A 15,261-nucleotide genomic window follows, 5' to 3' on the forward strand; every position below is an offset into this window, starting at 1 on the left:
ATTTATGAGCGATCGTTTTATATTATTTAATGATGAACAGCTAGATGCTAAACAAGTCATGATGCTTCAAGATTTAGCTCGATTATTGTTAAAAAATGAACAGACACAAGTTAAAATTCAAAAATTCCCATATTACGATCCAATCAATAATATGTTAATTACAAGTTCTTTTTGGTCCCATAGAAGTAAAGACATTGAAACTAACGGCCTTAAAACAGATGTAATGCTTGCTGCTTATGGTTACCAAATGATGGATGAATCTATTGTCAACGAAGTAATTCATAATCACACATTTAACCATCCTAAATTTTACCAACAGCTATTTAAATTATTAGAAGATAAACGTGTGTTAAATGAAATAGTTAAACTTCGTCCATCTACTCAATCTGCTATACAATTACGTAACCAAATCAGACTAAACTACACGCACACTCAAATTAATGTCTATAAGACAAAAGCAACATTTACAGATTTACTATTCTTATATTTGGAAGCATCATTTTTAACAGAAAATTTTTACGACATACCTCAAATCAGCCCAGAAATAGATGACATTTTAACAAACATGTACCAATATCTACCCAATTTTTTCTATAACAATTCATCAGAAGATAATATGTATTTAGCTGAACGTATAATGTTCCAAATCGATGATATATTAAAAGAAGACATGTTAAACGAATATTATCATTTACCTAAAAAGGTATACGAATCTATCCATAATCTTAATTTTGAAGATTTAAAACGAACTGACGCGAGTAATACGGATAAAGCTTCTAATGAAAACCCCGAGGATGACGTCGTAAGTGAAGAAATTGAATCAAATTATCAAGATAGTTCGTCGCAAGGTGGTGCTTATTTAGAAATGGAACTACATGAAGGGGAAAATAGTGACGTCCTAGGAGATAATGATACAGCTCGAGAAGGTGATACGAGTGATGATATGACGGATATGCAAACTAAAAAAGGTAAAGGTTCGTCTAATCATATCGAAAGTGATGAAGGTGGTTCCGTAGGGAATAATTCTGCCTTTGCTTTAAAAGGCATTAATGAAAATGTAGAAATTAAATGGAATGTCCCAGATATTTTACCAGAGTATAAAGATTTGTATAATAATGTTGAAAAAGAAGTCCAATTTGAGACAAAAGATTTAACACAAATCATAAAAAAAACAATAGATAGAGAATACCAAGATGAACGTCGCAATTTAACTAAAGGGCGGCTCCAAAAAAACTTATTAAATTGGTTTATCGACGATCAATATAAACTTTTCTATAAAAAACAAGATTTAAGTCAAACCTTTGACGCCACGTTCACACTATTAATTGACGCTTCAGCAAGTATGCAAGATAAAATGTCAGAAACAATTAAAGGCGTTGTATTATTTCACGAAACTTTGAAATCGTTAAATGTGAAACATGAAATTCTAGCTTTTAATGAAGATGCTTTTGACGCCGACGATTCAAAACAGCCTAATATTATTGATGAAATTATTTCATATGACCATTCTATAATGACACAAGATGGTCCAAGGATTATGGCGTTAGAACCTCAAGATGACAATAGAGATGGTGTGGCTATTAGAATTGGGAGCGAAAGATTAATGCGTAGATCTCATAACCAACGCTTCTTAATTGTATTCTCAGATGGTGAACCATCTGCTTATAACTATAGTCAAGACGGGATACTCGACACTTATGAAGCTGTGGAAACCGCTCGTAAAATGGGTATTGAAGTGTTTAATGTATTTTTAAGCCAAGATTCTATTACTGAAGATATTGAAGAAACAATTCATAATATTTATGGAAACTATGCAATTTTCGTAGAAGGTGTAGAAAACCTACCGAGTCATCTTGCACCATTGCTTAAAAAATTATTATTAAAATCATTTTAAAACGTACTTTTTTTATTATATCGAACATAAATTTAAATATTCTGAATTTTATATAGACTACTTCTCATAAATCGTGATAGAATAGTAAATATTATTTTATAGGCAAGAAGGAGAACAATTTATGAATAAAAATACATGGATTATAGGGTTTACTTTGTTTGCTATGTTCTTTGGTGCTGGTAACCTTATATTCCCACCGAATTTAGGTTTAGATAGCGGTCAATATTTTTGGCCTGCAATTTTAGCATTTGCTTTAACGGGAATTGGTTTACCTCTATTAGGAGTAGTAGTTGGTGCTTTAGACAAACAAGGATATATCGGTTCTTTAAATAAAATTTCACCCAAATTTTCAGTAATATTTTTAATCATTATTTATTTGACGATAGGGCCACTTTTTGCGATACCTCGTACCGCATCAACGTCGTTTGAAATGACTATTACGCCGATTACTCATACAAATAGTGCATTAGCTCTATTGATATTTACAGTTATTTACTTTTTAATCGTATTATATTTATGTATTAATCCAAATAAAATGATTAACCGTATCGGTTCATTACTTACACCATTATTACTGATTACCATATTAGCAATGATTATTAAAGGATTTGTCGATTACGGTAGTAATGCACATAGTCAATCTGCTGAAGCTTTCACTTCTAATTTTTCTGGGTTTTCTCAAGGATTTACAAATGGTTACTTAACTATGGATGCCATTGCAGCAATTGCCTTTTCTATGATTGTAGTTAATGCAGTCAAATCAACTGGTATCTCGCATGCTAACCAAATTTTCAAACAAACACTTTTAGCAGGTATTATCGCTGCAATTGCACTTATGTTTATTTATATTTCCTTAGGCTTTATAGGTAACCACATGGCAGTGCCGCAAGAGAAAATAGCTAGTTTAACTGCGAATGATCAAAATATTGGTACTTATTTATTAACGACAATGGCTAGTACGGGATTTGGAACTTTTGGTAAATACTTATTAGGTATTATCGTCGCACTTGCATGTTTAACAACTGCCTGTGGGTTGATTGTATCTGTTTCAGAGTATTTCAATAGAATATTCCCAAAAATTTCATATAAACTTTATGTAATCATCTTTACGTTAATTAGTTTTATTTTAGCTAACCAAGGATTGAATTCAGTTATTACAATGTCTGTTCCTGTGTTAAGCATTGTATATCCAATTGCAATTACATCCGTGTTATTAATATTGATTGCACGTTTTGTACCAACAAAACCAATTGCGCAACAAATCCCTGTGGCAGTGGTGGCAATCGTTTCAATCTTAAGCGTTATTCACACACAAGGTTGGATTAACATAAGTATTATTGATAGTTTACCATTAAAAGATTATTCATTAGAATGGTTCCCAATAGCTGTTATCACAACAATCATTGGCTATCTCGTATCTTTAATGCTTAAAAACCAACAAACAATAGTTTATGAAAAAGAATAGTTAAATCAATAGGAGGCCGAGACAAAATAATGTCTTGGCCTCCTTTATAATACAAGCAGTAGAGGGGTTATTTAAAAATATTCTTATGCCAAGTTTTTGATAGAAATACTTTTTCTGAGGTATGTCTTAGAAAAAAGATAATCTCAATCTCGTTTTATTTGTAAGTTGTCTACAATATTTATATCACGTTCATTTTTTACGTAATATTTATTTGTTGTTTTTCATATCAAGTAATTGGTTTTTCATTTCTGTTTCTAACTCATTTAACTCAGTTTCAGCTTGTTTGCGTTTGTTACGACCTTGTTCTTGAATTTGTAATGTTTGCTCAATCGTGTCAATAATATCTTGTTGTGTCGTTTTTAATGTTTCAATATCTACGACACCGCGCTCATTTTCTGTAGCTGTAGCAACAGCGTTTTGTTTTAATAACTCTGAATTTTTGAGTAATAAATCATTTGTTGTATCAGTAACTGCTTTTTGTGCTGAAACTGCATTACGTTGTCTCATAAGTGTTAAAGCAATCGACATCTGATTTTTCCATAATGGGATGCTTGTTAAAATTGAACTTTGAATCTTTTCAGCTAGTGCGTGGTTCACGTTTTGTATCATTCGAATTTGTGGTGCAGTTTGAATAGCAATTTGTCTTGATAATTGTAAATCATAAATACGTTTATCTAATCTATCAACGAACTGTTCCATATCTGATACTGCTTGAACATCCATTTGATTATTAGTTGATTCAGCTTGTGACCTTAGTTTAGGTACTTCTTCTTGTTGTAATAAATGTTGTTTTCTTTTAGCTGCTTCAATATATAGGGTTAATTCATCAAAGTAATCTTTATTTAAATTATATAATTCATCGAGCATCTCTATGTCTTTATTTAAATTATTTTTATGCTTATCTAATTCGATAGAGATACGATCAATTTGTGAACCTACTGATTGCATTTTAGAGAATATTTCATTAACAGAAGCTTTAGTGCGTCTAAAAATACGTTTTAACTTAGACTGATTTTCTGGATTTAATTCATCAGGATTAACAGATTTAAGCTTACTCATCAATCCATTTAATGATTCACCTACAGGCCCTACATCCGTTGTCTTCACTTCGTTTAAAATACGATGTGAAAATTGAGACATATTGGATTGTGCAGCTGTACCATAGTTTAATAAAGTATCATTATCCATTGGTTTTATTTGTTCACTCAATTTGTCAATTTTCTGCTGATCTTCTTGAGAGTATTGTTTTGTGCTGTTGATAATCTCTGATTCATTTGTTGTCTGTTCATCAATATATTTATCCAATGGATGCGAATTTAAAAAGTCTTGTTCTCTAACCATTTAATTCCTCTCCATTTCATCGTGTATATTATTTATGTCTTTTTTGTTCAATTTTGTTCAATTCCATTTCTATATCTAATTGACTATAATCTTCTTCGTTGATTCTTTTTAAGTCTGCTACTAAAGTACGTTTAACTTCATCTAGAGTAATACGCGTTTGTGCTAACTTTTGTTTTTCTTCTTCAGACTTTTTTGGTGACTTTGATAATCTCGTATAGGCTTCAATTAAATTCAATGCATTATCGATATGAGAGTAAAAGAAACTCTCTACTTTGAAAAACGTTCGTGGCTGTTGTTTAACTGCATAATATATAGCTCGTGTGATCCGATATATTTCATTGACTTGCTTAAAATCTTTAATTGATCTTACATTAACAAAAGATTTTAAAATTCTTCTTATTTTATCTTGAGCGTTATTTAACTGACTATTGATAAAATGATAATCTCTACGTGATAAGCCAATTTCTTTTAAATATTTTCTAGAAGTTAAACGTTGAGTAGGGAAGTAGAACGCTACAAACGCTACCGCAGAAATAAGAAAATCAAAAATAAAATATACGTCTAATGCAAATACACTAGCAATCCATGCGATAACAGCTATTGGAAAAGCAATAATGGCCCCGTAAATACGCGAAATATTGTATCTCAAACTTCATCTTCCTTTATAATGTTTATAATGTTCTAAAATTTTTCCATGATGGGTTAGTTTCAATTTCTTCAATCTCATAATCTTCTATATGAGAAGCAGGTGAAGCACCCTCAATTACAGCATTGGTAAACGATGTTAACGAATTTTTATCGCCTTGGGCGTAAATGTCTACATAATCAGATACGTTTTGTACAGTACCTACAATATTATATTTTCTAGCTATCTTTTCAGTATAATAGCGAAAACCGACACCTTGCACTATACCAAATACTTTAATATGTTTGCATTGCATATAATCACCTCTTATTATCATTATACGAAATTTTAACTTACAAAACTAATATTTTTGTTTGGATAGTAATTGTCTATCGGCCAAAAGTATGAAACAGATAACTTGATTTTGTTCATGATACATTTAAAATATTATACATAGCTATTAATCAAATATAATAAGCATAACGACAATAAGACTTATTTTTTATATACAATACATATATGTAATGCGTGTGAACAAGTGAGTTCTAATAAAATAAATTTAATCATTCTAAAATAATGATGATACTATAAGTACCGTATACAATACTGGTATTTTTTAAGTTAAAGATGAAAGGGTGTAATTTACATGTGGACAGTTGCAAAGATTCGAGCTGATTATGAAGGCTGGTGGTTATTTAGTGACTGGACTGATCATATCGTCGAACAATATCATTTTGATAATTATGAAGAAATGTTAAGTTACTACCAATCAATAATAGGAAATAGTAAGCAGTTTTACGATAATTATTTAGTTGGCAAATACAATATTCATGCATTTTATAATAATTGTGAATTAGGTTTTTGTGAAGATTGTGATGAAGATTTACAGATTTTTTATAGTTATATTGTTTTAAATAATAATGAAGTTTATTATAAATTACCTATTATTTAAGAAATAGTTTTTTCACAATTGCATTGCATTTTTAGTTAAAATAGCTTATAATATGAGTCAAGCAATTGTTTTATTCCATATTGCAAAGAATATTGTAAAACAGATTTAGACTGTGAAATTGTATTTTTTGTAATATGCGAATAATGCATATTGAATGAATATTAGTCTTGGAGGTTTCACATTTATGAAACAAGGTACAGTAAAATGGTTTAACGCTGAAAAAGGATTCGGTTTTATCGAAGTTGAAGGAGAAAACGACGTATTCGTACACTTCTCAGCTATTAACCAAGAGGGTTACAAATCATTAGAAGAAGGTCAATCAGTTGAATTTGAAGTAGTTGAAGGCGACCGCGGTCCTCAAGCTGCAAACGTTGTAAAACTATAATATAGATTGCAATATTGACTTATCAAAGAACCTTGTTAAAGGTTCTTTTTTTTATAGCCTTCTCGCGATGAGCTAGGGGGCTTAATGTATGTCCTCTTCTATGAATAGCCGTTATATTTAATTACGGTGGCTTATTGTATACATAATACATATTATTTCATATCAGTATAAACTAAATGAAAAGTGGTTCCATCAACCTAAAGTAGGGGATAGAACCACTTTTTTAATTTATTTAGTATCATTTATAATTAATTGTCTTAAAGATTGACGTTTAATGACTTCTCTTGCTTTACTATCTTTCAAGAAGAATACTGAGGGCTTTTGCATTTGGTTATAATTTGAAGCCATTGAGTAGTGGTATGCACCTGTAGATAAGATAGCTAAATAATCCCCACGTTTTACTGTGCTAGGTAATTGGGCATCTTTAATAATAATATCTCCAGATTCACAAAGTTTACCTGCAATGGTTACAGTCTCATCTTTCGGGTCATTTCTATTAACTAACAAAGCTTCATACTGAGCATCGTATAACGCTGTACGAATATGGTCGCTCATACCACCATCTACAGACACATATTTATTAACATCGGGGATGTTTTTAATTGTACCTACTTCATATAGCGTTATACCTGCTTCACCAACAATAGATCTTCCTGGTTCGATTCCAATTTCTGGGAGTGGGTAGTCAAACTGCGTAGAAAATTGTTTAATAGCATCAGTAATCTCAGTTATACCGGTTTCAATAGGGAAACTTACATCTCCTTCAACATACTTAATGCTAAACCCTCCACCTAAGTTAATCAGTTCAACTTTTATATCATTTTCTTTCAACCATTGAATTACAATTTTAGCAGTTTCAATCATAGCTTCTGTACCTTCAATTTGTGAACCTACATGGAAATGGACACCTTTTAACTTCAAGTGTTTTGAGTTTATTACTTTTTCAACGCCTTGAATCGCTAAACCATGTTTGATTGATAAACCAAATTTACTATCTTCTTGCCCAGTTTGAATAAATTCATGTGTATGTGCTTCAACACCTGGGTTTAACCGTAATACTACATTTACTGTTTCACTTGCATATTTATCAATCAGTTCAATTTCTTCTAAAGCGTCAATCACAATATATCCTACTTTACTTTCTAACGCGTATTGAATTTCATGCTTTGTCTTATTATTACCATGAAAATGAATATGCTGGGGATCGAAACCAGCCTCTAAAGCTGTATATAACTCTCCCTCAGAAACTACATCAAGTTCAAGGCCTTCTTCTTGGACTAATTTCACCATTTGTAAACAAGTAAACGCTTTAGAAGCATATGAAATACTGTATTTTAAATTACTTTTTTGAAAGGCTTGATGAAATCGTTGCATTTGTGCCCTAATTTGATTTTCATCATAAACGATAGTGGGGGTGCCAAAACTCTGTGCTATTGTTTTAAGACTAGTGCCTCCCATTGTAAGCTCGCCATAACTATTATATTCTACTGCCATAATTTATCTATACTCCTTTATTAGTGAGTCATGATTCATTGCGCTTAACTGTTCAGAATTCGCGCCAACACCTTTAAACGTAAATTCATCAATGCGAATATCATTATTATATAATAATACTTCATCCTGTGCATGAACATGATGATCTACTTCAACAAACATATGACTCATCATCAGTGCACGAATGGGATAACGTTTGCCATTGATAAGCGCCTCATGTTTGGCCCTCGATTTAAGGATACCATCTCCATAGCCAATATCAACTACTGCTAATTGTGTATGATTGTGCGTAGCTTCAAATGCAAAGCTGTAACCACAATAATCACCTTCATTTACTTCACGTACTTGAATGACATTGCCTTTTACAGTCAAAGCTTGTTCAATGGATTTTTCATCAATTGTAGCATAAGGTCTTGAACCGTATAATGCTATACCCACACGAGCGTGTGTATGATTTTCAAAAACACCATGTTCTCTATAATAACTTGCACTATTTTGCGCATGTATCATATCAAATTGATAACCTTCATCTAACAAGTTTTTAACAACCTTTAACCACGCTTTACGTTCTATATCATATTCAGGCACGTCAAATTCATCTGCATAACCAAAATGCGTCCATAAACCTGTAATGTGCACTTTCTCATTACTTTTATCATTACGATGGTGAATGAGTACTTCTCTTATTTCATCAATGGTTTTCAAACCAGAGCGATGTAATAAATTTTCATATTCTAAATGAACTTCAATACCTTTTAAATCTTCTAAATGCTGATAATAAAATGCTAAAGATGGCAATGTCATTTGAATTTGGTTATCACGTACTTTATCAAATTCATATACAGCATTCATTAAAAATATAGTTGCGTTTGGCGCTAATTGTCGTATACGTATAGCTTCTCTTAAAGAAGTTGTACTAAACGTATTGATGCCTGCTTCTAAAAATTGATTAACTGCAAATTCCAATCCATAATGATAAGCATTGTTTTTTACAACTGCCATAAGTTGATTATTTTGAATTACTTTTAGCGCATTATTATAAAATCTTTCAGTGTCTACAGACCAAATTGCTGTCATTATGCTTCCACCTCGCCATAAGATTTTAAAATAGCTTCATAATAATCTGCAATCTTAATCAACATATATTCATTAAAGTTTAAATGAGCGGTATGCAACCCAGTTACATATCCTTTCGACACGTCTCGCACACCAACAAATACAAAATAACTTGGAGCAAGTTGACTATAAAAACTAAAATCTTCACCAAATAAATACGGTGTCGGTTTATCAATAATTGTAAAACCAGCATTTTCTAAGCCATGTTCAACATGCTTGCGTAGTTTTGGCGCATTATATGTAGGTGGATAGCCTTCTTCAAACTTCACTTCACATTCTACATTAAACAATAATTTGACACTTTCAGCAATCGTCTTCATTTGTTGTTTAACTGATTCTAAATCATTGATATCATAAGTTCTTATCGTACCTTCTAAATATCCGTTACTTGGCACTGTATTGATCGCTTCTCCAGCTACAAAGCGTCCCATATGCACAATATTTCTTTTTAATCCATTTAAATGGAATTGCTGTATTTGACCGACTTGACTTAATACATGTTGTAAGGCTTCTCCAGCTGAATAACCTTGCTCTTTATCCGCTACGTGGCTAGACAGGCCAGTTAAGTAAAAGCGATATTCGGTCGCACTTGCCGTAATTTCTTCATCTCGAATTACAACATGGCCTTCGTCTTCAAACGGCATAACATGGATACCAAACACTGCTTCTATAGGGTAATTTTCAAACGCACCTGCACGAATTAAACGGTTTGCGCCGCCGCCGGTTTCTTCAGCTGGTTGGAAAATAAAAACGATATTTTGAGGCAATGTCCCTTGATCTGCCATAGCTTTACATCGTTTAACAAATAACATTAACACAGTTGTATGTCCATCATGGCCGCACGCGTGCATCACATTATCAGTTAAACTTCGATAGGGAACATCATTTTCTTCAAAAATAGGTAACGCATCTATATCTGCGCGATAAGCAATTGTATGTTTTCCATTACCTGGAAGGTATGCAATTAATCCCGTATCAAGAGGGCGCTTATACTCAACGCTAAGATTATCTAAAAATGCTGCGATATAGTCTGTCGTTTCAAATTCTTGTAGGCTTAATTCTGGATGTTGATGCAAATGACGTCTATGTGTTGTTACAAATTCTAACTCATTCATTAAAATCAAATCCTTCTAGTTTATTAATTTGTTTAAACATAAAACTAAATCAACGTCTAAACTTTTATGTATAAAAAAGAGGAGGTTAGACGAACATCATAAATTGATATATACATATAAATTAATGCGTCTATCAATCATTAGATGTTATTTCGTCATAAACCTCCTATATAAATATTTTAATTTCAGCTTCTATTTATCATTTAAATCAATTATTAATCATTTAATTTTCTTAAAGCTGAAACAATTTCACGTTTTGAATCTTCTACTTCACTTGTTTGTTTAATGACTTTAGCTGGTGTGCCTGCAACTACCGAACCAGCTGGTACTTCTTGGGTCACAATTGCACCGGCTGCAACGATTGATCCTTTACCAACACGAACACCTTCCAAAATAACTGCATTCGCACCGATAAGCACATCATCTTCAATTATAACTGGTGAGGCACTTGGTGGTTCAATTACACCAGCTAATACTGCACCAGCACCAACATGAACATTTTTACCAGTAGTAGCACGACCACCAAGTGTAGCATTCATATCTACCATAGTACCTTCGCCAACAACTGCGCCAATATTGATAGTCGCACCCATCATAATAACTGCACCATCTTCAATAATAGCTTGTTCACGGATAAATGCACCGGGTTCTATACGTGCATTCGTATTTGTTAAGTCTTTCAATGGGATAGCTGAGTTACGACGATCCATTTCAATTTCTAATTCATCAATACTCGATTGATTATTTTCATAAAACTGTTTCCAATCATCCGCTTCACAAAAGATAACCTTTGAATCAGAACCGCCAAAAACTTTAAAACTTTCAGGGAAGGTTACATTGTCAAACTGCCCATTCACATAAACTTTAAGGGGTGTCGATTTCTTTGCATCACTTATATATTGAATAATCTCTTCTGCCGTTAAATGTTGTACCATAATTTAATTCTCTCCTTAGTGATTATAAATTATCAAATGTGTAAAAATCATTTGATTTATGAATTAATTTTTCTGCTGCGCCTATTGATCCATTAGCAAATATATCTTTTGATTGAGCACGATGCGTGATTTCAATTGTTTCATCCGTTCCCGCAAATAAAACATCATGTTGCCCCACAATAGTTCCACCTCGGACCGAATGTATACCAATTTCATCTTGTGTACGTTTTGCATTTGTTTCATGTCTATCATACACAGGCGTCGTTTTATCGCGTAATGACTCGATCACATCGTATAATTTCACTAATGTGCCACTAGGTGCATCTACTTTCTTATTGTGGTGTGCTTCTGTAAGTTCAATGTCGAAATCTTGAAGTAGTGGGACAGCCGCTTCTAAAATTTTAGTTAGCGCATGGACACCGTAACTCATATTCGCACTGAAAAATACTGGCATTTTACTGCTAAGTTCTTTTAATTTTTCAACGATTTCCTCTTTTTCCCCGGTTGTTGCAATTACCAATGGTAGTTTAAATTCATCATCTAATAATGGTAACAATAACTCTGGATTTGAGAAATCAATTGCAACATCTGCATCCTTAGCGTCTGAAATACGTTCAAAAGTCGGGTAAGGATACGTTTTTGATGAATCACGTACAATTACACCTTCAACTTCATGTCCCTTTTCTTCGGCTAATCTGGCCACGCGTTGATTCATGGCACCATAACCTATTAAAATGATTTTCATGCTTGGTCACCTGCTTTAAATTGTTCATATGCTTGTTCTAATGTTTCACGCTCAGCATCTTGTAATTTCACTAGCGGAAGGCGTACTTCATAATTACCAAAACCTTCAACTGCAGTGAGGGCCTTAATTGGAATAGGGTTAACATCAATTGCTAAAGCGTCTAATAATGTTTGAATAGGGTGAAATTGTACTTCAATATCTTCTCCCTTTTGCTTAGCATTATATAATGATTGGAATGCGTTTGGTATTACATTTGAAGCTACTGAAATAACACCGTGACCACCTTTATCAAAATAGTCAACGACATTATCGTCATTTCCACTATATAAAGCAAAATGATTTAGATCTAAACGTTTTTTTAGTTCGTCCATATATTCAAAATCATTAGTAGCGTCTTTTAAGGCTACAATATATTCATTATCACTCAAAGTTTCAACCGTTTCAGGATTAATCGTCATATTTGTACGTGATGGTACATTATATAAAATGACTGGTAATTTCACTGCATTAGCAATAGTAGTAAAGTGTTCAATTAAACCGCGTTGATTCGTTTTATTATAGTATGGCGTGATAAGCATAATACCATCTGCACCAATTTCTCTAGCACGTACTGAAGCTTGTATAGACTTTTCAGTATTGTTTGTACCTGTACCAGCAATAACTGGTACTTGGCCATTTACATAATTCACAACTACTTCTAAGACTTGGTCTTTTTCTTCGTCTGTTAACGTTGGATTCTCAGCTGTAGTGCCATTAACCACAATACATTTTGCATCGTTTTCTAATAAATATTTTAAATGTCTTCTCAGTGCATTTAAGTCTATTTCATTATGTGTAAATGGTGTTGTTAAAGCGACACCTACACCTTCAAATATATGTCCCATATTATTTTACTCCTTTCAAGCTCATAACTTGGTCAAGCACTTGTACTGCATTTAAAGCCGCGCCTTTCAATAAGTTGTCAGAAGTACACCAAACATGGAAAGTATTGTCTAATGAATCGTCGCGACGAATTCTACCAACAAATATCTCATCTTTACCTGTAGAGTGAATCGCTAATGGGTATTCATTCTGTTCTGGATTATCAATAAGTACTACACGTTGATCATTTTCAAAGAGTTGTTGAATTGCTTGTACTGAAGCTTCTTTTTCTAGCGTAACGCTCATATGCACACTGTGACTATCTTGAACAGGCACACGGACGCAAGTCGCTGTTACTTTTAAATCATCATCTTTTAAAATTTTTCTTGTTTCATCAATCATTTTTTGTTCTTCTTTTGTATACCCGTCTTCAAGAAAAGTGTCAATATGTGGTAACACATTATTATAAATAGGATGCGGATATGCTTCTGGTTCTTTACCATTTGCACCTTCAGATAAATCTTGTCTTCCTTTAACTCCTGAACCTGAAACTGCTTGATAAGTTGTATATGCTACGCGTTGTAATCCAAATGCTTCTTGTAATAATTTCAAAGGTACAACAGATTGAATCGTTGAACAGTTTGGATTTGCTATAATTTTTCTATTTAAGATTGGCTCATTAACTTCAGGTACAATTAAATCAATATCTTCTACCATTCTCCAATGACTAGAGTTATCAATAACAATTGCACCAGCTTTTTCAAAAATAGGGGAGAAATGCGCACTTGTACTACCACCAGCGCTCATTAACACATAATCATAATGTTCTGTTGCAGCTTCTTCTGTTAATTCTCTAACTGTATATGTGCTGCCTTGAAATTCAATTTTCTCACCAGCAGAACGCGCAGATGAAAATAGTACTAATTCATCAAATGAAATGCCTTTGCGATTGATTGTTTCTAACATTTTTCTTCCTACTAAACCAGTTGCGCCCGCGATTGCTAATTTTGTCATATCTCATACACTCCATTTTCATTATTTTATTAAAATTGATTATATTAAGAAAATTCAGATATCAAATGTTTCGTATAGTGCTTGAACGGCACGTTCACCATTTTCAGAATCTATAACACATGAAATACTAATTTCTGATGTTGTCGTTTGATAAAAGGTAATACCGTTTTCGATCAGTGTGATAAACGCTTTTGAAGCAACACCAGACATATCACGCATACCAGAACCAATTAATGAAAGTTTAACGTATGCTTCATTAATCTTGAAGTCTAACGCATTAAATTTTTCTTTTAATGATTCTAAAATACGTGTGATTTGAATTGCATCTGTGTCTTTAATCGTAAACGACATTTGCAATCCTTCCAAATTTATTATTTGAGAAATCATATCAACATTAACAGATTCATTCTCTAAATGATTAAATAAATCTGTTAATAGTCTGTTATCTGGCAGGGGATGGCTAATAGTAACGTGCATCATATGTGTATCTAAGGCAACACCCGTAACTGCTTTTTTTTCTAATAATTCTGCTTGTGACATAATCCATGTTCCTTTCACATTTGATAAAGTTCTTCCTAAATATAGGGGGATATTATAATTGTTTGCTAGTTCAACACTTCTTGTTTCAAGTACACCAGCACCTAAAGCACTCATTTCCATCATTTCTTCATACGAAACGTATTCAAGTCGCCTTGCGTCTCTGTAGACTCTAGGATCAGTAGCGTATACGCCGTCTACGTCTGTATATATTTCACAGGTTGTTTGATTACTAGCAGCTAAAGCGACAGCCGTGGTATCTGATCCCCCGCGACCTAATGTCGTTACTTCAAACTCATCATTGATACCTTGGAACCCTGCGATTACTAATACATCATTACTTTCAAAAGCATGTTCAAATGTGATGGGATCAATTTCTGCAATACGACTTTTTAAATGATGGCCAACTGTTTTAATACCAGCTTGGTAACCTGTCATCGCTTTAGCATTGACGCCAATATCATTTAATACCATTGATAAATATGATACGGTTTGCTGTTCACCAGTAGTTAGTAACAATGCGAGTTCTTGATCTTTTGGTGTAGTTGTAAGCGTTGAAACATTAGCCATGAGTTCATCAGTGGTTTTACCCATTGCGCTAACTACAACAATGAGTTGTTCACCATTTTCAACTCTCGTTTGTAACATTCCGGCTATATTTTTTATTTTTGTAAAATCACTTACCGAAGAACCTCCAAATTTCAAAACACTTCTTCCCAATTCTATATCCTCCTCATTTAATAGGGGAGAATCACAATGATATAAAAAAGAACAAGTCCGGA

General features: G+C 33.0%; 15 protein-coding genes. 4 read left to right on the forward strand and 11 right to left on the reverse strand.

The features are described from left to right. Positions 1–4: 4 nt before the first annotated feature. Both KA894_RS02710 and brnQ3 read left to right on the forward strand, forming a co-directional pair. Complete coding sequence (locus KA894_RS02710) at positions 5–1,894, forward strand: vWA domain-containing protein (protein ID WP_207606226.1); 1,890 nt, start codon at positions 5–7, stop codon at positions 1,892–1,894. A 121-nt stretch (positions 1,895–2,015) separates the two neighbouring features. After that, entirely contained in the window at positions 2,016–3,359 is a 1,344-nt protein-coding gene (brnQ3, locus tag KA894_RS02715) for a branched-chain amino acid-like transporter carrier protein BrnQ3 (RefSeq protein WP_096809763.1), read from the forward strand. A gap of 207 nt (positions 3,360–3,566) precedes the next feature. Here brnQ3 and KA894_RS02720 read toward each other — a convergent pair whose 3' ends face one another. Genes KA894_RS02720 through KA894_RS02730 form a run of 3 tightly spaced genes read right to left on the reverse strand, consistent with a single transcriptional unit; the run spans position 3,567 to position 5,641 of the window. Then, a complete protein-coding gene (locus tag KA894_RS02720; protein WP_108909326.1) occupies positions 3,567–4,700 on the reverse strand; it encodes a toxic anion resistance protein in 1,134 nt (377 codons plus the stop codon). Between the two features lie 28 nt (positions 4,701–4,728). Then, positions 4,729–5,349 (reverse strand): 5-bromo-4-chloroindolyl phosphate hydrolysis family protein, encoded by a 621-nt coding sequence (locus tag KA894_RS02725; protein WP_103373467.1) that lies wholly within the window; start codon positions 5,347–5,349, stop codon positions 4,729–4,731. Positions 5,350–5,371: 22 nt separating this feature from the next. Then, positions 5,372–5,641 carry an acylphosphatase gene (locus tag KA894_RS02730; RefSeq protein WP_096809768.1) on the reverse strand — a complete coding sequence of 90 codons (270 nt, stop codon included), beginning with the start codon at positions 5,639–5,641 and terminating at the stop codon, positions 5,372–5,374. A gap of 330 nt (positions 5,642–5,971) precedes the next feature. Between KA894_RS02730 and msaA the strand changes: the two genes are divergently transcribed. Further along, positions 5,972–6,277, forward strand: coding sequence for a regulatory protein MsaA (gene msaA, locus KA894_RS02735; protein ID WP_096809771.1), 306 nt, complete (start codon positions 5,972–5,974; stop codon positions 6,275–6,277). A gap of 184 nt (positions 6,278–6,461) precedes the next feature. Continuing rightward, positions 6,462–6,662: a cold shock protein CspA gene (gene cspA / locus KA894_RS02740; protein WP_001831260.1), complete on the forward strand. Its 201-nt coding sequence runs from the start codon at positions 6,462–6,464 to the stop codon at positions 6,660–6,662. Between the two features lie 228 nt (positions 6,663–6,890). On the opposite strand, the gene lysA is transcribed toward cspA, so the two are convergent. From lysA to KA894_RS02780, 8 genes are all read right to left on the reverse strand, one after another. Beyond that, positions 6,891–8,156: a diaminopimelate decarboxylase gene (gene lysA / locus KA894_RS02745; RefSeq protein WP_107643901.1), complete on the reverse strand. Its 1,266-nt coding sequence runs from the start codon at positions 8,154–8,156 to the stop codon at positions 6,891–6,893. Positions 8,157–8,159: 3 nt separating this feature from the next. Then, entirely contained in the window at positions 8,160–9,233 is a 1,074-nt protein-coding gene (locus KA894_RS02750; protein ID WP_103373468.1) for an alanine racemase, read from the reverse strand. Further along, the gene (locus KA894_RS02755; RefSeq protein WP_119488160.1) at positions 9,233–10,387 is read right to left on the reverse strand and encodes an amidohydrolase; all 1,155 of its coding nucleotides are present in this window, start codon (positions 10,385–10,387) and stop codon (positions 9,233–9,235) included. The genes KA894_RS02750 and KA894_RS02755 overlap by 1 nt, the downstream gene beginning before the upstream one ends. Positions 10,388–10,602: 215 nt before the next feature. Continuing rightward, the gene (gene dapD / locus KA894_RS02760; RefSeq protein WP_103373469.1) at positions 10,603–11,322 is read right to left on the reverse strand and encodes a 2,3,4,5-tetrahydropyridine-2,6-dicarboxylate N-acetyltransferase; all 720 of its coding nucleotides are present in this window, start codon (positions 11,320–11,322) and stop codon (positions 10,603–10,605) included. A 22-nt stretch (positions 11,323–11,344) separates the two neighbouring features. Further along, on the reverse strand, positions 11,345–12,067 hold the full coding sequence (gene dapB / locus KA894_RS02765) for a 4-hydroxy-tetrahydrodipicolinate reductase (protein ID WP_115342167.1): 723 nt from the start codon (positions 12,065–12,067) through the stop codon (positions 11,345–11,347). Next, positions 12,064–12,951 (reverse strand): 4-hydroxy-tetrahydrodipicolinate synthase, encoded by an 888-nt coding sequence (dapA, locus tag KA894_RS02770; protein ID WP_096809784.1) that lies wholly within the window; start codon positions 12,949–12,951, stop codon positions 12,064–12,066. The genes dapB and dapA overlap by 4 nt, the downstream gene beginning before the upstream one ends. A gap of 1 nt (position 12,952) precedes the next feature. Continuing rightward, positions 12,953–13,942, reverse strand: a complete 990-nt coding sequence (locus KA894_RS02775; RefSeq protein ID WP_096809786.1) for an aspartate-semialdehyde dehydrogenase — start codon at positions 13,940–13,942, stop codon at positions 12,953–12,955. 54 nt (positions 13,943–13,996) lie between these two features. Next, the gene (locus tag KA894_RS02780) at positions 13,997–15,199 is read right to left on the reverse strand and encodes an aspartate kinase (protein ID WP_096809788.1); all 1,203 of its coding nucleotides are present in this window, start codon (positions 15,197–15,199) and stop codon (positions 13,997–13,999) included. Positions 15,200–15,261 lie beyond the last annotated feature (62 nt).

Source organism: Staphylococcus sp. GDY8P131P (genome assembly GCF_017891975.1).
GTDB classification, from domain to species: Bacteria; Bacillota; Bacilli; order Staphylococcales; family Staphylococcaceae; genus Staphylococcus; species Staphylococcus nepalensis.